This window comes from Aeromonas rivuli (assembly GCF_000820045.1).
Classification (GTDB): Bacteria; Pseudomonadota; Gammaproteobacteria; order Enterobacterales; family Aeromonadaceae; genus Aeromonas; species Aeromonas rivuli.
Window position 1 is genome coordinate 76861 of sequence record NZ_CDBJ01000027.1, and the last position, 19759, is coordinate 96619.

The 19759-nt window shown below is 51.1% G+C and carries 23 protein-coding genes; 3 read left to right on the plus strand and 20 right to left on the minus strand.

The genetic code is table 11. The annotated features are described in order from the left end of the window. Positions 1-183: 183 nt before the first annotated feature. The 20 genes from BN1130_RS04575 to BN1130_RS04665 form a co-directional block, all read right to left on the minus strand. Entirely contained in the window at positions 184-2187 is a 2004-nt protein-coding gene (locus BN1130_RS04575) for a DUF3732 domain-containing protein (RefSeq protein WP_042040598.1), read from the minus strand. Further along, the gene (locus tag BN1130_RS04580) at positions 2184-2645 is read right to left on the minus strand and encodes a three component ABC system middle component (protein ID WP_042040599.1); all 462 of its coding nucleotides are present in this window, start codon (positions 2643-2645) and stop codon (positions 2184-2186) included. Before BN1130_RS04580 ends, BN1130_RS04575 begins: the two co-directional genes overlap by 4 nt. Beyond that, positions 2645-3868, minus strand: coding sequence for a hypothetical protein (locus BN1130_RS04585; RefSeq protein WP_042040600.1), 1224 nt, complete (start codon positions 3866-3868; stop codon positions 2645-2647). The genes BN1130_RS04580 and BN1130_RS04585 overlap by 1 nt, the downstream gene beginning before the upstream one ends. Before the next feature lie 653 nt (positions 3869-4521). After that, positions 4522-5856 carry a DNA-processing protein DprA gene (locus BN1130_RS04590; RefSeq protein WP_042040601.1) on the minus strand — a complete coding sequence of 445 codons (1335 nt, stop codon included), beginning with the start codon at positions 5854-5856 and terminating at the stop codon, positions 4522-4524. Beyond that, positions 5853-7952: a RecQ family ATP-dependent DNA helicase gene (locus tag BN1130_RS04595; protein ID WP_042040603.1), complete on the minus strand. Its 2100-nt coding sequence runs from the start codon at positions 7950-7952 to the stop codon at positions 5853-5855. The genes BN1130_RS04590 and BN1130_RS04595 overlap by 4 nt, the downstream gene beginning before the upstream one ends. 375 nt (positions 7953-8327) lie before the next feature. Then, on the minus strand, positions 8328-8486 hold the full coding sequence (locus BN1130_RS22120; protein WP_157013901.1) for a hypothetical protein: 159 nt from the start codon (positions 8484-8486) through the stop codon (positions 8328-8330). 115 nt (positions 8487-8601) lie between these two features. Continuing rightward, complete coding sequence (locus tag BN1130_RS04600; protein ID WP_042040604.1) at positions 8602-8898, minus strand: hypothetical protein; 297 nt, start codon at positions 8896-8898, stop codon at positions 8602-8604. A 30-nt stretch (positions 8899-8928) separates the two neighbouring features. After that, positions 8929-9270, minus strand: a complete 342-nt coding sequence (locus BN1130_RS04605; RefSeq protein ID WP_042040605.1) for a hypothetical protein — start codon at positions 9268-9270, stop codon at positions 8929-8931. 1 nt (position 9271) lies between these two features. Further along, positions 9272-9817: a hypothetical protein gene (locus tag BN1130_RS04610; protein ID WP_042040606.1), complete on the minus strand. Its 546-nt coding sequence runs from the start codon at positions 9815-9817 to the stop codon at positions 9272-9274. Between the two features lie 73 nt (positions 9818-9890). After that, on the minus strand, positions 9891-10403 hold the full coding sequence (locus BN1130_RS04615) for a hypothetical protein (protein ID WP_042040607.1): 513 nt from the start codon (positions 10401-10403) through the stop codon (positions 9891-9893). A 111-nt stretch (positions 10404-10514) separates the two neighbouring features. Continuing rightward, positions 10515-10706 (minus strand): hypothetical protein, encoded by a 192-nt coding sequence (locus BN1130_RS04620; RefSeq protein ID WP_042040608.1) that lies wholly within the window; start codon positions 10704-10706, stop codon positions 10515-10517. Further along, positions 10703-11200, minus strand: coding sequence for a RadC family protein (gene radC / locus BN1130_RS04625; RefSeq protein ID WP_042040609.1), 498 nt, complete (start codon positions 11198-11200; stop codon positions 10703-10705). Before radC ends, BN1130_RS04620 begins: the two co-directional genes overlap by 4 nt. 105 nt (positions 11201-11305) lie before the next feature. Further along, on the minus strand, positions 11306-11590 hold the full coding sequence (locus tag BN1130_RS04630; RefSeq protein ID WP_042040610.1) for a hypothetical protein: 285 nt from the start codon (positions 11588-11590) through the stop codon (positions 11306-11308). Positions 11591-11626: 36 nt separating this feature from the next. After that, the gene (locus BN1130_RS04635; protein WP_042040611.1) at positions 11627-12163 is read right to left on the minus strand and encodes a DUF2787 family protein; all 537 of its coding nucleotides are present in this window, start codon (positions 12161-12163) and stop codon (positions 11627-11629) included. Positions 12164-12187: 24 nt separating this feature from the next. Beyond that, a complete protein-coding gene (locus BN1130_RS04640; protein WP_042040612.1) occupies positions 12188-12535 on the minus strand; it encodes a YkvA family protein in 348 nt (115 codons plus the stop codon). Positions 12536-12602: 67 nt separating this feature from the next. Then, complete coding sequence (locus BN1130_RS22825) at positions 12603-13430, minus strand: YfjT/YkfB family phage-associated protein (protein ID WP_232301926.1); 828 nt, start codon at positions 13428-13430, stop codon at positions 12603-12605. A 14-nt stretch (positions 13431-13444) separates the two neighbouring features. Next, positions 13445-13765: a hypothetical protein gene (locus BN1130_RS04650; protein WP_042040613.1), complete on the minus strand. Its 321-nt coding sequence runs from the start codon at positions 13763-13765 to the stop codon at positions 13445-13447. 105 nt (positions 13766-13870) lie between these two features. Next, complete coding sequence (locus tag BN1130_RS04655; protein ID WP_157013902.1) at positions 13871-14308, minus strand: YfjT/YkfB family phage-associated protein; 438 nt, start codon at positions 14306-14308, stop codon at positions 13871-13873. Between the two features lie 43 nt (positions 14309-14351). Further along, on the minus strand, positions 14352-14894 hold the full coding sequence (locus BN1130_RS04660) for a recombinase family protein (RefSeq protein ID WP_042040615.1): 543 nt from the start codon (positions 14892-14894) through the stop codon (positions 14352-14354). 523 nt (positions 14895-15417) lie between these two features. After that, positions 15418-16521 (minus strand): hypothetical protein, encoded by a 1104-nt coding sequence (locus tag BN1130_RS04665; RefSeq protein WP_042040616.1) that lies wholly within the window; start codon positions 16519-16521, stop codon positions 15418-15420. A 219-nt stretch (positions 16522-16740) separates the two neighbouring features. Between BN1130_RS04665 and BN1130_RS04670 the strand changes: the two genes are divergently transcribed. From BN1130_RS04670 to BN1130_RS04680, 3 genes are all read left to right on the plus strand, one after another. Beyond that, entirely contained in the window at positions 16741-17001 is a 261-nt protein-coding gene (locus BN1130_RS04670) for a helix-turn-helix transcriptional regulator (RefSeq protein ID WP_232301927.1), read from the plus strand. A 5-nt stretch (positions 17002-17006) separates the two neighbouring features. Then, positions 17007-18473, plus strand: coding sequence for a YfjI family protein (locus tag BN1130_RS04675; protein ID WP_042040618.1), 1467 nt, complete (start codon positions 17007-17009; stop codon positions 18471-18473). Positions 18474-18770: 297 nt separating this feature from the next. Further along, complete coding sequence (locus tag BN1130_RS04680) at positions 18771-19451, plus strand: inovirus Gp2 family protein (protein ID WP_198135232.1); 681 nt, start codon at positions 18771-18773, stop codon at positions 19449-19451. The last annotated feature ends 308 nt before the right edge of the window (positions 19452-19759 follow it).

Genomic DNA, 19759 nt, shown 5'->3' on the forward strand with positions numbered 1-19759 from the left:
TAGGTGCCCAGTATTAAGGGGTTGTGCCAATATTTCGGCATAAGTGCTGGCGCTGGTGGGAGGACGCACTCTGGAATCACATCATTGTAGCGGGGGTGAGCACGGTGTCATTTGTCGAACGTAGGCCCCCCCCCTCTTTCTTACTTTCGCTGATGTGCGGTAAACTGAAGAGATTCAGTCACATCAGTCAGAGATTAGTCCATGCACTCTCCAACGGGCGCGGACAAAACTCTCAAAGGTGTAGCCTTTCTGGAGCGGCAATTTATCGGCGTGATCGCACACGATGATCTGCGGCATGACACCGGTATCTTTGAAAGTGTCATCGCAAAATTTTGCCAAGGTGGTAAACATCTTCGAAACGGCGTCGACATCCTCGTCGACCGTCTTATTGGTCTTTCTGTCCCCACGCAGTTCATTTGCCTTGAACGCCTCAGCATCATCTGTCGAGGGGAAGTACACCTGTGTCGGCTGATCAAGGAACAGGATGGGGGGCACCTTACACTTTTCGTGCGCCGCAAACTGGTAGTGCAGTGCCATGAATAAGGTCAAATGCGAGTACAACCAATTGGCGCCACTGCCCATCGAGCGCAGGAACACTTTTTTAGCATGACCACCAGCTAGTTGTTTTTCGTGCCAGAGGTCAAACGTTTCGACATCAAATTTCAACGAGCCATTTTTGTAAGTGTCTTCGAAGTCGAAGCTTATCCCAATGTCCTTCATTTTTTTATTGATATCGTTTTGCAGTGCCCACAACTTTGACGCAACGTCATATTGGGCCATCTGTCCGTCGAGCTCTACCACTTTCTTCTCCCAATAGTCCACCATCCCTTTGGCCTCGGATGGAGGATTCTCGATGCGCTTCTCAATGGCGAGCTCCAGCTTGATCTTCGCCTTTTGAGCTGCTGCATCGACAGACTTCGATTTCGCCAACCGGTCAGCTTCATCATCTAGAGGCTTCAGCGCCTTCTCCACAAGCGCAAGCTCTTTGCGCAGCTCTTTGAGCTCTTTGTCGATCACTCTGCGTTCTTCACCAAAACCTTCTCGTGCGTAGGTTGACACCTTGAGCTCATCGTTCAGCCAGTGGATTGCTGCCGACAACTTATTAGCTTCATCCTCAGCTACGTCCGATTGCGACGCACAAACGGGACAGGCCGCGTGTTCTAGATTTGTGGTCGTGGGGATGGGCAGTGATGTCAACGACTCTGCAAATCCGGACGCTTGTTCTGTTGATACCTTCAGCAGGTAGCGCGTGTTCATAGCCTTCTGGATACTGGACATCAGAGCTGCTTTTTTGTCCCGCAATTCAGCTCTCCTGGTTTCAAAAGCACTGGAAAGCCCATCAACCCTGACCGATTTGCCGGTTAGGCGGCTTAATGCTGGCTTGGGGTTCATCCAGATCTCATCGGGTGTGAGTTCGGTCAACGGGAGGCCGGCCAGTGCCTCATACTCCTTTAAGAAGGTTGAAAAGTCGGTGAGGTAATCTTCCTTGATCTTGTCCTGCTTCGGTATCTGCGCCTGAGCGCGTTTGAGTTCATACATGGCTTCGGTGCGAAGCTTGGCGAGGTCGAAGTAATCCTCTCTGACAATATCCATGAAGATTTTGAAGTGCTCAATGGCCTGGTCACGTTTACGTTTTTCTTCAAACCGGTAGAAAATCGCATGCCGGTTGGCCACCAAATTCTGGTGCTGCAACATGAAAGACGCGAAGCTACGTACAGAGGGCGTTGCGCTCCACTTGCCGGTGATCTCTTTGTGCAGCGGATCAACATCGATATTCTCAAGTGTGACCGCGAAATAACGCCCGAGGCTCTTGATGAAGTCAGCCTTGTGCTGGAAGAAATGCGGCGAAAAGAAAGTGTTAACGTTCTCAATGAGTTGAAGCGTGTTGGCCACCTCAAGCCCTGAGAGCTCACGCAGGAAGCAACGGTTGCTAGCTGCAACACGACCGATAACGATCGAAATGGTCGGGAAGCGCAGTACGGTGAAAAACAGCTTCGCGCGCTCGGTGATAATGCCTTCCGGGATCGTGTCCTCGGAGCTTCCGAGGCAGTAATCAAAAATATCGAGGATCGCGCTTTTTCCTTTGGAGGACTTACCAGTCACGATGTTGAGACCTGGCTCAAAGGGGACGGCATGGACTTCATCATCCTTATCAACGACGCCTATATATTTTACGTAACACTTCATAGCGATTTGAGCCCTAACATCCTGTAGATTTGAACGACATTTTCACCAGACAACACCATCGCTAGCTTCTGGCTGTACTTCAGCAGAGTCTTGTCCGAGTTGACCGTCTGTGGTTTCTTGATTGATCGAACTGAAAGCGCAGGCGTGATTTCTAGGCTTTTCTCAGCGGTCAAAATCAAGAAGGCTGCATTCGTAATGGGTTTAAATTCTTCGACACGCATGGCCAGCCCGATCAACCTGCTCGCGTCTGAGGCCATCGTCCGGACAGAGCTGTCCCCCCGAGCCCCCTTCAGAAAGGCGTGCATGGGCTTGTAGGTGACGAGGGGAAGAATCAAGTAGCTCAGCAGAATATCCTTCTCGACAGGCTCCCAGTGTTGGTAAAAGCTCTGGATGACAGGGGCCAGCGCGAAGGGTGTTCTGTGCAGGGTATAAAGGTGATTCGAGACCTGAGTGGTCATTACCATAGCCTCCAGTGAAATTCTTCATCCTCATCCTCAGGCTTCTCTCCAGCGAGCATGTGGTAGATGCCATTACGAAATTCGGTCATCGTATGTTCCATGCCACAAAAAGGCTCGACTGGCAGGGCATTGCGCTCCAGGAAGAATTTCATGGAGCGAGTATTAAGCTCCGTTTGGCATACAACCCCCGAGCAATCGAGCATTGCGCTCTCTCGCCCATACAGATGCTGGGATAGGTGATTTCTGAGGTAGAGATCCACGACTGGCTTGAAGATCACTCCATCCGCGTAGAGATCGGAAATTGTAGTCTGAGCGACCACGCGCTGGAGGGCTGCCCGCATCAGGTGACGTTCCCCACCGATCTCAACGATTTTCTGGGCAAACGGCATGGGCCGAATTCCCTCGATATCTATGGCTCTTTTGAGTCCCTCCGTATCCACCGAAGGAAAGGTTTTCGGGTGTTTCATGTACCGATGCGTGAGTTCGGACAATTTGTCGGTAAAGGATTTCTGGGTGATCTGCCAACCTTCACTCACGAGCTGGGTACTGCACATGAAGCCCAGCAATTCATCGATGAATTGCTGGTATTTGGAGGGGCGAATCGGCTTGAGATGGCGGGTCTGGTAGTTCTGGATGCGCTGCTCCAGAGAATCCGCTCCCGTTGTAATATGCATTCGCTCCAGCACCTCCATCAGCGCGTCACGGCGCTCTGGCGCCATCACGTACTGCTGGAGTAACTGGGATTTCGATGGCTTGGAGGTTTTGTCCGCAAAACTGGATTCCTTTGAGGCCTTTTTACCTGCTTTTTTCAAGGTACTGGCTTGAGAAGTCGAGAATATTTTCTCCATGATCTTGAGCCGCTCGGTGGCAGTGCATTTGTTCCAGCCCTTGAGCTGGCTTTGAGCCCCGAACTCCTGCGATGTCAGCAGCACTAGGCTCTTAAAGGCTGTGCGATCGAATGTCTCATGGAGCCAGTTTTTCATGGTATTCCAGAAATTTGCGTGACTATCTGTGAGGCTATCAGAGTAAAGCTTGACCTCGGTCTGTGTCTTCCCAGGAACAGTGACATCACCGAACACCTCAAGCCATAAGCACTCGTCAGGCTTCAGGTCATAGCAGTACTCGACGGCAACCAACAGTTGGTACTGGAGGGCCTTGAACAACAGTGTCGCGTCGAAGGGCAAAGGTACGTAGCCAGAGGGTGTCGTATTCAAAACCTGCATTGTATTCACACATCCCTATTATTGCCTCCCTCTTTGACTAACAATCAGCCAAGCAGGCCAAGTACACATTTAACCAGTTAATAAGTTTATTTTCCACTGAATCAACTTCATATATCATGAAGATTAACTGATGATATAAAAACCATAAATAACCAACCTAACATATCACGTTAAATTTCAAAAAAAATTGAAGTAGTATGCAGCTCATTTTTGGCCGAAAGCAGCCAATCGTACAGTTGGATAATAAGCAAAATACATCCTTTTGTTTCACTTCTGGGACCGTACTACCCCAGATTCGCTATTGGTACAGTTAGTAATCGCCCTATGCTTGTTATCGAGAAACAAGACAGCGAACACCTCTTGCTCTCGTCCCAGCACAGCGTTTGCAGCTACCTAGTGGAAGTTGATGGTTACGCCTTTGCCCAAGTGTTTTCGGACAATTTGGTCGGTCATCAGGAGTGGGGCTTGTTCGGTTTCCGGTCGGTGACGACATAGGTGCCGGGGCACTCTCCAGCTTTTGGTGTTCGTAGTCATACGCATTTCTTCTGGCACGTTGCAGGGTTTATTCTCATCGCATTGCCTAATGCAAGAAAGGGCAAATTAGCCCTCTCTTCCTATCTGTTGTAAAACAGCACTGACTGTACGGTAGCTTTCTATTCTTTATCTTGAACTTGATAACGGGCAGGACGAGTGAGTTTTTTGACCACACCATCTTTCTCGGCGCGAATCAACCAGTCATTCAGCTGCGATTTATGCAGTCCACTGTTCTCAACTAGTTCTTCAACCGTGGCTGGTGATCTTGTCCATCGTTGAAGTTCTATAGTGAACAGCTGATAAAAATCAATGGGGCTCGAAGAAGGCTTGTTGGCATCTGCAACCCGTTCAGACAACGTTGAACTATCAGGTAGCTTTTCAAGCGCCGAATTGTCTTGTTCTATTTTGGAACCATTTTTCGCCAAATCAAACTCGGGTTCAGCGAACAACTCAGACTGCGCTGACATTGAAAAGAGATCTGCCTGTTCCTCTTTTACTTGTGACATTATGCTGCCATTATTTGTCAGCAAGTCAGAAATCTTCAGACTTTGTACATTAGCCTCACACCAACTGCCTCCCATGGCCACCAAATCGGCGTTCGCTGCATCTTTATCCGTTGTCGCCTTGACCCACAGGGGGACCCAAGCTCTCTTCAGATTCTCTTGTGCACCATTGAGTGTGCCGCCTTTTTTACCAGAATGAACCACGAGAGAACTGTCGGCTAGGCAATAAATGTATTTATTACGCCCCATGGCATTACCAGCACTAAAGCCAGCTTCAGGGTAGAAAGGCGATACCAACACTGCGTAGCCCCCCATCAGGCCACTACGCCACTTGCTACTGGTGGCTGCTTTTAACAGACTATCCGTCATTACTCCGATAACAATACCGCCTTGCCTCATGGTACTCAACATCGCGGTTTCATCCACCCCGCGAGCACCGCCTGAGACGATGGCAATCCCTTCTAACGCGGCTTTAGCACCTACCTCATTAGTAAAAGCAAGGTCCACATCACTGGCATTGCGAGAGCCAATCACTGCCAAACCGCCCGCATTCAACAATGCTTTATTACCACAACCAAACAATACTGGGGGGGAGTCAGTTTTCAGTCGCTGTTTTAAGCGCCAGGGATATTCAGTATCAGAGCGCGTCACGACCCAGAGACCTGCTCTTTGCCATTTCTCCATGGCGAGCGCTAAACTATGCCCACGATTAAGCAAGTGAACAATTCGATCCGCACTGATCCGAGCATCATACCAACCATTGAGTAAGGCTTTCGGGTCGGTGACCAATAAATCGGCAGGCGTCATTGATTTCTCTTTCAACCACAGAGCAAACCGCCCCCATTCGGCGTTGGTAAGTGGTTTTTCATCTTCGCTACCTGCCTTCGAGAAATAACTAGTAAGTAGCAAAGTGGCTTGGGCTGTTTTTGACAAAGAGCCGGATAAATTCATGAGTCTTTCACCGAAGAAGAAGCAAGTGCAACGGGATATACCAATCCGCTGCCAGCTTGTTGTAATAGTGCTGCGATGACCGTCAGCGTCCAGCCAGAATCCACAATATCATCTACAAGCAGAACGGGATGACCATTATAAAGTTGGCTCACCTCAAATGCCCCATCCAGGTTTCGGCATTGATGAAAGCGATTCTGTTGGCCTTTTTGCGGTTGATTGTCTTTAACTTTTTTGATGGTATCTCTAAACGGCAGCCCCAATCGAGCGGCCAAGCGGCGGGCAAAATCGGGCACCAAGTCTGGGTGATTACGTGAGGGCACACAGCAAACCCACTGCGGCGCTGGATTTGGCAACCAACGATCCCGAATCATTTCAGCCATAGCCTCCACTAATTGATCACTAAAGCGTCCTGCATGTTTGTTGTCAGCAACCGTACGTCCCCAACCTGCATCCCCCCAACGCGACAACACACGTCCTTCTTGTGCGCGAAGTTTTTGCGGTAGGTTACCTCTAAAACCATATTGGACAAAGGCATTGGCAGCGACCTGCGCTTTGGGTTCAATAGTCATTTCAGCATGCTTGAGAAATGTACCTGCACGATGTACCAATATAGGCTCAATTGCCTGATTAATAACCGGACTCCCCACGCAGGATGCACATTTACCACAAGGCGTTGGGTCAAGGTCATCCAATGCTCGGCGCAAAAAGGTCATCTTGCAGCCGATATCAGCCAGATATGCCTGAACCTCGGCCCACTCTTGAATCCGTTGTCCTGTGAGATGCGCGATACGAGCATGATCCATTTGGTAGTGTACTGGCGTTCTGACCCAACGACTTCCGTCTTTGATAACTGGCGCCGGGTTTTCCACACTCATCAGCTTAAGAACCTTCTCAATCTGGCCATGACGCAGGTTAGTTTGCTCTTCGATACCGCGAAGTGAAAGGCCATCACCGTCTTCCAGCACCTGTAAAATCTCATTGACATGGGCTTCTGATGGAAACGCCGATGACCTGAAAAACTCGTGGATATCCTGATCTTCCACGCCCGACATCAAGACACCTACAGCATGATCAATACCACGCCCGGCACGCCCCACCTGCTGGTAGTAAGCAACGATAGAGCCAGGGGCCTGATAGTGAATAACAAAGCTTAAATCCGGCTTGTCGTAACCCATTCCTAAAGCGGTAGTGGCCACCAGAACCTTAAGCCGGTTACTGAGTAACAGATCCTCCAGATATTGGCGGTAAGCATTGCTGTTCTCAAAGCCATCTGCTTCAGCACTACCATGGTAAGCCTTGGCATCAATACCGTTATCACTCAACCATTGGGCTACTTGCTCGGCATCGCGCACCGTTAATGTGTAGACAATACCCGTGCCCTGCAAAGTAGGTATCACCTGGGCTAACCACGCTAAACGCGAGGCTTGATCAGGCAGTACAATAGTTTGCAGAGCTAGGCTTTCGCGGATCAGCGGGCCTCGATGGATCAGGATATCGCCAAGCTGGGTTTGAATATCTGTTTCCACCCGCTTATTCGCCGTGGCCGTGGTCCCCAACACAGGGGTATTAGGGGGCAACTGACGCATAATGTTTACGATACGGCGATAATCCGGCCGGAAGTCGTGTCCCCAATCAGAAATACAGTGAGCCTCGTCGATAACCATTAAGGCGATGCGGTCCGCAATCGGTTGTAAGACGGTTTCAATAAAGGTGTCGTTGGCTAGCCGTTCTGGAGAAACTAACAAACAGTCGATCTGATTGGCGATAACCCGCTGGGTAACAGCCTGCCAATCCGCAGTATTGGTGGAATTCATGGTTTCGGCCACAATGCCCAATCGCTGGGCCGATGCAATCTGGTTACGCATCAGAGCCAACAGGGGCGATACGATAATGCTCGGCCCCATGCCTCTGTCGCGGAAAATTTTGGTGCTGATAAAATAAACCGAGCTTTTGCCCCAACCGGTACGCTGCACAACCAATAGCTTTCGTCGATGATTCACCAGTGCATCAATAGCTTCCCACTGGCCATCACGAAACTCAGCAGTTGGGTTAGCCAGTGCGGTTTGCAATAGTTGTTGGGCTTGGTCTCGATTCATTATCACTCCTCGATTTACACTGTGAGTCCACCGCTCATTTCTGTGGGTAGTAACAGACAGCAGGCTTGGGCGAGCTTGTTGCAAGACATGTCAGCATGCCAATCGCGTACTCAGTGACTGGAACCAGCTTTACCACCAGAAGCGTTCATATCCAGCGCTAAAGATGAAAACACCGGCCTATGCCAAAATTGCTTGGTTATGTAGGAAAGGCTGAGTTATTACGCAGCTTGGTAAAAAATCAGAGACTTATCTTGCCATTGTGACCTGCTTGGGGCCACTGGTTTGGCCCTTAAGTGTGCGGGAGCTCATCTAAACAGAGAGGTGCGTTGCTGATGGGAAGGTTCAGCAACTGGATAAGCAGATGACGAGCCATGATCAGGCGCGCCACGGTTGCCAGCGGCCAAACAGGCGGGCTTTGGCCTCTTTGATGGTGGTTATACCGGGTGCAGGTAGCGTCTGCCGGTTGCGCAGGTGCAGTTTGTTGAGCTCGGGGGCATAGCGATGCGCCTCAAGCCCGGTGATAAAGCGGGTCATATTCGGTGGCTCCAATGATGCCAAGGGCCAGCCTGAGAAGGCTGGCCCTTTATGCTGTGTGTGGATGAATGGGGCGAGGTTGCTGTGTCTGTTAACCGCTACCAGGTCGCAGCAGCTAACCGCTGTAAAACAGGATGTAGTTCACACCAGCCTGCTGGGCGGCAGTGAGCAAGGGTTGTAACGCTGACGGGATGGTATCGAGCTCCATAGCCAAGTTCAGGGTGTACTCATAGGCGGAGTCATCCTTCACGCCGACATGTTCATGGGAGGCCATGCGCTTGATCCATTGCCATTCAGGCACCAGGTCTGCGTCATCGTAATCGCCAACGACGGAGCTCATGGCGACATCCAGCATCTGCATCACCGGATGGCCAGCCAGTGGGTTCGGTATTGCTGGTAGGATGTTGGTCATTGCATCGATCCTTATTGTCTGGGTTGTGCGTTACATCTGATTGAGCATTGGCTTGCAATTGAGCCGCTCCAGCAGATGCAATGAGCCGTACTGGGCCACCAGTCGGTCGAGGGCCATCTGGGCGCAGACCGCTCTGCTGGGCTTATTTTCAGGTATTGCGTAACGTGCAGTGAGCCAGCCGCCGAGCAGCGCAATGCGGTAGCCACTCGGGATGTGGGTGAGCGACGTCCCTACGCCCCTCCCGTGAATGAGGAAGGGAACGGCCTGCCCGCCGATGTCGATATCGATGCGCTGCCCATTGAGCTCGAAGGTGGTGAGCTCGCCGGTTTGCGGGTGCTTGCCCGGTACCTTGATGGTGATGTTTTTCGCCATTTCACACCTCCGGCTTGGCTTCAAAGTGGCGGGTCACAACGCCCGCGTCCGGGTCGATGCTGATAAATGCTGGGGCTTGCGGATGGTGCTGATAGAGCCTGACCAGCTCGGCGCGAAACGCTTCGACGTTCGGAGCCATCACATGGTGGGTATCGCCTTCGGCGTAGGTAAAGGTCTCCAGCTTCTCCGTGTTAATCCAGATGCCGAAGTACCAGGCATCCTGGTCGGTGTCGTACTGCTGCCAACCTTCGTCTGCGGTCAGCCGGTCGTCGTAGTGGTAGCGACTGGTGTTGTGGCTGCCCCGGTCAATACGACACCCCGTCACCGTGAGCTCGAACGGAATACGCCCTGCCTTGTGAGCCGTCTTGACCCGGTGCAGCAGTTGACGAGCCTTGGCTCGAGACCTGTTGTTTCTGAGCGGTGGCAGTGGGGCCGCACGGCCTGCCAGGTGGGCCATTATCTTAGGTGCACTGTTGTGGTTGAGCTGACCGATGGCGGTGGTGATTTGCTTGGGCGTAAGAGTCTTGTAGTTACGCAGGTCATGCATAGTGGAATACCTCAAATAACAACAGCCCCTCGCAGTGAGGGGCTGTTTTGCATGGGTTGGGGAATAGATTGACTTACTGCATGCTGCCCCAGGATATGGGGTCCCACAGGGACAGGCTGCAGAGCACGTCCTGGGCCAGGGCGGCTTGCAGTTGCTGCATCAGCCTGACGAGCCTGGGGGCCTGCTCGGGGCCCCCGCTCCACTCGCTCGACTGGTAGAGGGCGCAGTTGATGAACTTGAACAGGGTGACCAGCTCGATATCGGTGAGCACCCGTAGGTGGTAGCGGTGGACGGGGTTGAGTGGGGCCAGTTTGACCGACCTATTCGGGTTCCCTGTGTTGGAGGCCCATTCCCGGCGGCCTCGCTGATAGCGATGCCAGACTGCGCGCTGGTTGGCGAGCATCATCAGGCGCACCAGCCGGTTTACCCGCCACTCCCAAGTGCCGGGCGCATCTGCTGGCGGGATCCACCAAAGAGACCTTAACAATTCGCAGGTGTAATGGGGTGGCTGTGGGGCGTGACAGAAGCAGTGCAGCAGCACGGCAAAGGCGAGGTACTCTTCGCGCTCAATCATAAAGGCAGACATGTTTCTGACTCCTCGAAATGACAAAGGCCACCAGTGAGGTAGCCTGATGGGGGGAGATATTGGGGCATCTGGATGGATGCAGGTGAACAGGGTTGAGAGGGACCTCGTTGGTTAATGGCGCAGCCGGTGTAGCAGTGCATCAATGGCTTCAATGCAATCGGCTTGGGTGAGGCGGTAGCCGTTTGCCAGGTGGGCGACGATGGTGGGCTCAGCCTGCGCCTGGATATTGTCTGCAAGCCAGCCACGCAGCTCAATGAGGATATCGAGGGCAGTGAGGTGTGCCTTACCTGGGGTAAGGTTCATAGCAGACCTCGCTCTACCAGTGACACCACGCCCTCGGTGCCGACAATGATGTGGTCAAGCAGGCGGACATCCACCAGGGCTAATGCCTCTTTGAGGGCCAGGGTAAAGACCCGGTCAGATTGACTGGGTTCGGGGTTGCCGCTCGGGTGGTTATGGACCGCGATAATAGCACCGCAATTCAACTGTAAGGCCCGTTTGACCACTTCCCGTGGGTAGATGCTGGCGCTGTCGAGGGTGCCACGAAACAGCTCCTCAAAGGCCAGCAGCCGATGCTGGTTATCAAGAAAGAGTGCTCCAAACACTTCGTGTTCTCTATCCTGCAGCAAGGTTTGCAGCCGCAGAGCGGCATCAGTGGTGCTGGTGATGGCGGTGCCTTTGGCCAGGCGCTTACGAGCAATCTGGTTGGCGATGCGCAGCAGGTCTTGCTCGGTCACCGGCTCGGTGACGACATAGGTGCCGGGGTGCTCCCCGGCCTTGAGTTTGTGGTAACGCATGGGTACTCCTGAAAAAGAAACCCCGGCATACACGAAGTATGTCGGGGTTAAATGCAGAGTTGTTGGTTCACTCTCAAGGGTAGTTCAGGCGATCATGGTGGCGACCTATGCTTGAATCGCTATGGGTCCATTATCCATCGGCATCAGCCTTTCGGGCACCTGCACAGTGAGTGGGATAGCCAGCGAAATACTTAGCCGTTCCGCCAGCTGGTAGGCGGGCCCTATGGTATCGCTGTCCGCAATCCAGGTAGCCAGGACCAGCCCGTTAGCCTCTACCGCCCGCAGATAGACGCTGTAGCCCTGCACGGTCAGGCCACTGCCCCGCACCACCTGCGTTTCACCATCCCGATTGATGGCTTCAAGCTCAACGGCTATCGGTTGTTTAAACATCTTGAACCTCCTCTTAGGGTAAGCGACCTCCCCCTTTTAATTCCCACTGACGATGACGGTGAAGCAATCCAACCGGCAGTGGGCGATCAAGTCGCTCTGCCACTGCTCGAACAGCATATGGGCTTCAGAACGTTGCATGGGGCCCCACCCTTGTCGATAGTGCTCATCGTCCAGGAAGTTGAAATCCGTCTCTGTATAGCGCTCGGCATCCGGGCCCAGGTTAAAGTCGGTGATGTAATCGAACAGCCAGCCATCGAGACCCCGGATCAGCCGTATCTCGACGGGGTAGATTTCGTCTGCTCCGTCACTATGACCCAGGTCCCGGAGCTTGCTCCGTGCCTGGGCGAGGAGTGAGGGATGCACGGGCTCGCAGGGCTTCTCGCCTTGTCCGGCACCGCCTCCCACGCCTCCGGCACTATGACCCGAGTCACGGGTTTTGTGCGTGAAGTGGAAGGTCAGTTCGGTTAACCGCATCAGATCGAGGGCCCGCCTTGCCACCTCCTCGCTCAGCAATACCCGCAAAGCCTGAGCGACAGGCAGGGCAAACCCGCCCCGGTAAAAGGGAATAGACATAGTGTTCTCCTTCAAGAAATTGACTTAATCCAGGCCGAACAGGTCGCGTAGCGTATTGGCAACCTGGGTGCGGATGCCGTCATCGATATAAGCCGCGACGCTGGCGAGGGCTGCACTCAGCACGGCAATATCATCGCCAAGCCCCATAGGCAGCAGGTCAGGGATGGCATCGATGGGGGCGATGAGATAGAGCAAAGCGCTGCTTATCAGCACCCTGACCCACAGCGGTAAGTGCTCTTTCTGGCTGACGTAGTAGAGCAGCAGACTGGCTTCGATGAGCGGCCGACCGGCGCGTTTGGCACTGGCCCAGAGCGTGCGCCAAAAACCGGGGTGGTTGAAGGGGGCTCTGCCGGGCGGGATACAAGGTGGCATGGGGTTCTCCATCTGGTATAAAAAAGCCGGAGCACTGGGCTCCGGCTGGTTGGGGGTTGGGTTGAGATTAAGATTGCGGGTCGAACTGATACGTCACGGTTCCTTGGTCAGTGAACAATTGCACTTCTAACAAGTTGCAGCGCTTAGAGAAGGGGAGCGTGTGTGCCTGACCAAAGCCCAGGGGCATCGGTAGCTCGTGCGCAGGTAGCAAGGGGCAATTACCACGATTAAGGATGGCATTGCGCAGAGTGATATTGTTGCTGTGAGAGACGATTTCCAATTTCTTAAAATATTGCCTGGGAGCCCATTCCTGGAAGTACCAGCGGACGCTGAACGTGGCGGGAGAAATGGCAGCAGATAACTGTGTGGGGGCAGGCTCTGGGGCAGGAACCGATGCTGGCGCCGGTACCGGTGACTCAGTGGTGTCCTTGTCCCAGGCCAAACAGCCGAAGTCAGTACTCTGAGTGGCAGGCAGGACCGTGGCCGCCTCCAGGGTCGGCAGAGCGAGCTCCTGCCCATCTGCCGTCGCTATCGCAATGGTCTTGGCGCTGCGCATCTTGTCCCACAGAGAGAAGAAGTTATTCTCCCCGACCCGAGACTCGGTTTCATAAGGCTCATCAAAGCGCTGGCCATCAACGATGATGGCAAAGCCGGGCGAACCCGCATCGCCATATCCCTTGCCGCTGACCATTGCGGTCATGCTCACTTTGCGGATGTCATTGCAGGCGATATAGAGCTGATTCTGCTCATCCACTACGGCGACATACTCGGTGGTGCCCTGACCCCAGCCTGAGCTCCAGCGCCCGGCTTCGCCATAAGCCATGGCAGGGGCTGTTGGCATCATGGCTCCGAATATCAGTGCACCCAACAGGCAATAAACGCGTCCCTTTTGCATCTCTCTTCCCTCGCTTAGACCAGATAACCCAGCACATTCTTCATAAAACCCTGGAAGGCAATGAAACCACCCAGCGCGCCAATGGCTTGCGGTCCGGCCAGCCAGAACAACTTCTGACCAAACAGGCTCTGTGAGCCGTCAACGACGATGATGTCGGGCTTGGCAAAGCGGCGAAACAGCTCGCCCAACATCATGCCGCCAGCGGTGAACAAGGTGCCAAACACCAAGGTGCAGACATAGCCCCAAAACCCCAGGTGCGGGGCCTTGCCAGTCCAGATGAGATTGAGGGTGATGAGAAAGAACAGCGCGGCGGCAATAACAAGATAACGTTTCATTAGATGCTCCATGTCGGTTGAAAAAGTAATCGGCTCCGCAACTGGCTTGCACTATCAGCTCAGTTGGCGAATCGGTATTAAAGGGGAATTCTGGCAAGATGAGGGTTATCGCTGCTGTCCATCACACTGGGTGACATCGGCGGGTAACATCTTGGCGAGATTTGAGGTTGGCAGTTCAAATGATTTTTGCGGGGTTGTGTCTGCGATGACCGTAATGCGCTTGGCGCTGCGCAATGTCTCCCACAGCGGCTGAAACTTGTCGATGTCTCCTTTATCTCTAAGCTGAATGCTGAAGAAGTCATAGTCCTCGAAACGCTGGCCATCCATCACGATGGCAGTCAGGCGAACGGCACCATATTTATCAGAAAATGACATGCTAATGCGCTGATTGGAGCAGACAATGCGAAAATCGGCCCGTTCGTTGACATCCACGTAATATCGCGTTTGATCCAAACTTCCATCAGTCTGTTGCCAGTGCGGTTGCACGGCGGCACAACTACTGCACAAGAATGTGGCAGCTAACAGTGTGATTGATGTTTTCATGGTATCTCCCTTCAGAAATTGATTTTTATTAACACGTTGGTCTTTATGTAGCTCTGATGATGCGTTGCACGCTGGAGAGGCTAATACCTGTCTGCCTGGCAATTTCGGCTTTGGCCAATCCTTTATCCAGTAGGATAAATACGTCATCCCGCTTTGCCATCGCCGTGGGTTTGCGGCCCTTATAGACCCCACGTTGCTTGGCTAACTCAATCCCCTCCGCTTGTCGCTCCAACATTAACTCCCGCTCAAAGGTGGCAATGGCACCTATCATGGTCAGCATCAACTTGCCGGTTGGGGTTTGCGTATCGATACCCAGATTGACTATTTTCAGCGCGACCTGCTTGTGTTGCAGATACTCCGAGATTTCCAATAAGTGGCGCGTATTACGTGCCAGGCGATCTAACTTGGTGACCATTACCACATCACCTTCACGCACAAAATCCAGCAACAAGGCAAGTTGGGGCCGATCATCCTTGGCGCCACTGATTTTCTCCTGATATATCTTGCTGCACTCGGCCAGCGCGTGAAGTTGGGTATCCAGGCTCTGTCCTACGGTGCTCACTCGTGCATAACCCACCAGTGCCATGGTCTCCTCCTGGTCAATAGGGCAGGGTACAATGACGACACCAGCCAAAAGCCTCAAACCAACCCTATTGGCTTGAAAATGGTGCTTATTGCATGCGTGTCAAAAGGGCCTGAGCTATTGACTCAATACCAGTGCTCGATATGAATTCTGGGAGGGGGCATAGTGCATTTAAAATACGAAGTCATCCTGCCATGTGGAAATGGGCGAGACCTTAACAAGGGGTGTGGCGGGTGATACTCGAGTCTGTACAGGTGTGTCATCTATCCTCCAGGTGAAATGAAAGCAAGCAATAACCTGCTAACTCATGGAGGTGATGTAGGTTTGAAGTTTATTTGATATGGATAATCCTGAATCCAACTGTGGATATCTACAGGTACGTTTTCTCCCCCCCTTATGGTCAATTATGCGGTTGTTCTGGTTGCTACTTCTGCTACTTTCGCTACATGTAGCGAAAGTAGCAGAAGTATAGGGGCTTCAGGGGGAATTTTTACCGACTGCCCTCCCCCCTGCGATCCCTAACCTCTTAGAAGTGACGATTATTAGGTATGTCTAAAACAAGACCATGTTCATTCATGTCATCATAATACGCTTTCCACTTCTCAATGGTGCCCGTTATTTCTTCTAACTTTTTCTTTATTTGGGATTTCTTGTTACTATCAAAATGCACTGGCACAGCGTCATTTATCGCCGTTAGCAGTTCTTTATCTTCCAAGTGAACCATCTCCCAGACAATTAATGCAATAATCGTATTCTCAATGCTATTGAACTGGGTGATATGTTTATTGTTCCGTACTGATTTTTCTATCAGTGGCCTTAACTTTTCAATCTCAGGGATCTCAGTGAAGTCACTGTGATCAGTGTGAAAATAGTTTCTGAATTTTTCAAAGTGATATGGATACTCGTCAAACGCATCCCGGATATCATCCTTGCTTGCATTAAAATGACAAGTTATAGCTAATGTCCCATTGGGTTGTAGCTCTTTAATGTCGGTATAACAATAGAAGACACCAGGCCTCAGCCTTTCTGGATAGAATAATAAAGAGTGACACAGGTCAGTCTTACTGGACGCATTGTTAGGCGATGGAGAAATTGACACATCAATGGGAAGATTCTCCCATTTACTGTTGGGGTGCATCCCTTTTATTTTTGATAAATAGCGCAGCGCTTCTTCTATTTTTTTATGAAACTGCGCTGGCGAGGGGGCCTGTATTATATCGGCTGCACGTATCCAGTAAAGATGATAAAAGTCCCGCCTAATAAACTCAAACTCCATCGATACGATTGAGTCCTTATACATATCTCCGATAACACCATCTGCCCTTGTATGCTTTATGCTTTCATATGGCGTCAATAAGTAAGGGTTTAATATTCTGTCGTACGAGAAGTTAGACTGAAAACGGTCCCATACTTCAGAGGTAATATGCAAACTGTTTACGTCATCTTCGGTTAACTCTAATCGTTCCCATGCTTTTTTGAACCGGTCATTCAGCTGTTTTAATTGGGCTATTTTGTGTGGAACATATTTTCGCGCCACATTATAGATGACATAGAAATCCACAAATCGGTCCGCTACATGAGTCAGTAGGGTTTGATAGTTTTCTAATGTAACTCGTTGCTTTTTTGCCATGATAGACTCCTTGAGATGGCGAATATATTAGCCCTCTATCGGCGCCCTTCTGCATCCCATGAGACATTTTTGGGATAATGCATTTTATGTTGTACATTCATTTTTTAATTCTAACTTTTTATGAAAAGTCAACATTAATCTACTTTTCCTAGTTCAATGTTCCTATCTTGGCTGACCCGCATCATCATCTTTACACCCAAAATGAAAGGAGATGTACAGATGATGAGTTCCAATAAACCAGTGGCTACCCCAGTGATCACCAAGGCGGTGACCCGCGTCATCCGCATGCCGGAGCTTGTTCACCTCGTCGGCATGAGTCGGTCAAGCATTTATAACCGCTTGAACCCGAAGTCAAAGTTCTATGACCCGCAGTTTCCTCGGCCCGTGAAGTTGGGTTCTTCATCCGCCATCGGCTGGCTCCTCTCGTCTGTGCTTGAGTGGATCTACTCTCTGAGCCCAAGCCCTATCTCAGGGGAGTAATCAAAATGAACACAACACAACTCCCCCAGATTGCCGAATTCCCAGTCCATCTGCTTGGTTGGGATCTCCAACAGGTGATTGAGGCTATCCACTATCAGACACAAGCGCCGATAGGCTTGATTGCCTCATCGGTAATAGGTGTGATGGCGCTGTCGTGCCAAGACCTGTTTGATGTTTCCCCCAAAGCTGGGCTGCGTCACCCAATATCGCTGTTTCAGATGGTGCTTGCCCAGAGTGGGGACCGTAAATCGACAGTGGACAAGCTGCTCATGAAACCCGCTCGTGAGCTTGAGAAGTCTCTGGAAGCAACATTTCAGTGTGATAGGCAGCAATACAACCTTGCAATGTCAGTGTGGAAGGTAGAGTGTCGAGCCTTGGAGAAGGCGCTGCAAAAAGCCATTTCTGGGGGCTGTGATAGCGCTGATGAGATTAGCGCCTTAGAAGAGTGTCATCGTACTAAGCCGGTCGCGCCCATTTGCAAACGCCTGTTTATCAACGATGCGACGACAGCTGCGGTGAAGAAGGCTCTCGGTATGGGATGGCCCTCTTTGTGTCTGCTCTCAGATGAAGCGGGCGGTGTGTTGCAGGGCGAACTGCTGCGTGAGGGATCATTGCTTAACTCATTGTGGTCTGGCCAATCTATCGTTGTCGATCGCGCGTCGAGTGACAGTTTTCGAGTTGAAGATGCCCGATTGGGCTGCATGCTGATGGTTCAGCCAGGCTTGTTTGAGGACTACTTGAAGGCTCGAGGTGCACAGGCTCGCCAGTCAGGCTTCCTTGCCCGTTACTTGCTTTGTAGTCCGCCATCAACCATCGGTTATCGGTATAGCCATCATGATAGACAAGCACCTGCTCTGTCGATGCAAAACGCATTAGACTGGTTTCATCAACGCGTTCGGGATCGGTTAGAGCGCGCCATGGCGTGCAGAGAAAATCAACAGGAGAGGGTTTGTCTTCAATTATCAGATGACGCGAGTATCCGCTGGCATGAGGAATATAACCTAATTGAGTCCCTAAGTGCGTCAGGGCAACCGCTTGAGGCGTTTCGCGACTATGCCTCGAAGCACATGGAGCAGGTCTCTCGGATAGCTGCGGTTTTTGCGGGTTTCTATGACTCGGAGGCTAAAGAAATACCTAACAACATAATGCATGCTGCAATTGGTGTAGCGAATTGGTATTTAGACCACTTCATGGCGCTAATGAAGGCCAGCACAGTGACTGAAGAAGAGCTCAATGCTGATCTGCTGGAAAAATGGCTTAATGAAAAAGAGACTTTCTGGCAAAATGGCTGGATCCCAAAAAATTATATTTTGAAGTATGGCCCTAATAAGTTGAGGGGCAGACGTGAGCTGAACGGTGCACTGGATGAGTTGGCGAACAGAGGGCGAATTGTGTTCAGCATGATTGGCCGCACTAAATATGTGAGACTGATAATAATACGGCTATCGACCCCAAGTCAATTCGGGCGTTAACTTCAGAGTAAACTCGATTCCTTCAGCATGTTTATTTATTTCTTTTTAAGCGGTTGCCCCATCGGTTTTATTATGTTTGCAGCGCATTAATTGCTCTGTATATGTTATATACCACTATAGCGATCACCATATCAACCCGTTACCAAATGAATATCCATTTAAATATCCATGAATGCTAATAAATACTAATCAAATGGCAATAGACAACATTGTTTATAACTAACATGAAATGTTGGGTGATATTTAATGCTACTTAGCTGATATAGCAATGCCTATGTCATTACCACAGGGTATATGATGAAAGAAATGAAACCACAGGGCTATCAACTTAATACGGTTGAGGCTTATTGCCTACGTAAAAATGCAGAGGAGCGCTACGGTCTCATATCACCACGCTATCTAATGCGAAGTTTAGATGTCGTTTACTCCTCCCTTGCGAAGTTCTCCAGAGTCTGCGCCATACGCGTTGATCTGCGCTTTGCACAGGAAAGATGGGGAGGTGATCCCGACTTGCCTACCTGCTTTCAACGGACCGATCCCCAGGCGATCACTCGTTTCATTGAATCACTGAAGAGCCAGTTACGGGGAGAGCATCAGCGCAAGGGACGACGTGGTGAACCAGCACTGTTTGAGTATGTGTGGGTACGAGAGCAGGACAGAGGCGATTACCCGCACTACCACCTCGTCTTGTTGTTCAATAAAGACGAATATGCCTTCTTGGGTGATTACCGCGACCCAGATGCGAATAACATGGCGACACGGATCCAGAAGGCCTGGTGCAGCGCATTGGGCCTTCATTACCCAGACTATACAAACTTGGTTCACTTTCCCCAAAATGCGGTGTATGCAATGGATAGGCGTTCAGCTACTGTGCATTCAGAGAGCTACCTCAATTTTTTAATGAGGATTGCCTACTTGGCAAAAAAACGCACGAAAGACATTGCCGATGGCTATCGACACTTCGGTTGTAGCCAGTGATGTTGGGGGGATTGAGTGAAGAAAGATACAATGCTGAATGATACAAGAAGGATGATGAGGTCGAGCAGTAACCAATCCCAATGATTATGCTGCTGACGCCCAAGACAGCCCGTCTGTACAGATCTAGTTATCACCAGCACCGCCTTTCTCTGCCCCCTCTTACCCGATATTAACAGCCAGAACCACGGGCTCTATTTTTTCAGTGCGAACATGCCAGCACCGCCCCATGCGGACGAAGCATTGAAGCGTGAGCAAGAGAAGCTCAGACCCATCGTTGACGCCTTTGATTACCTGTTCATCTCGCAATG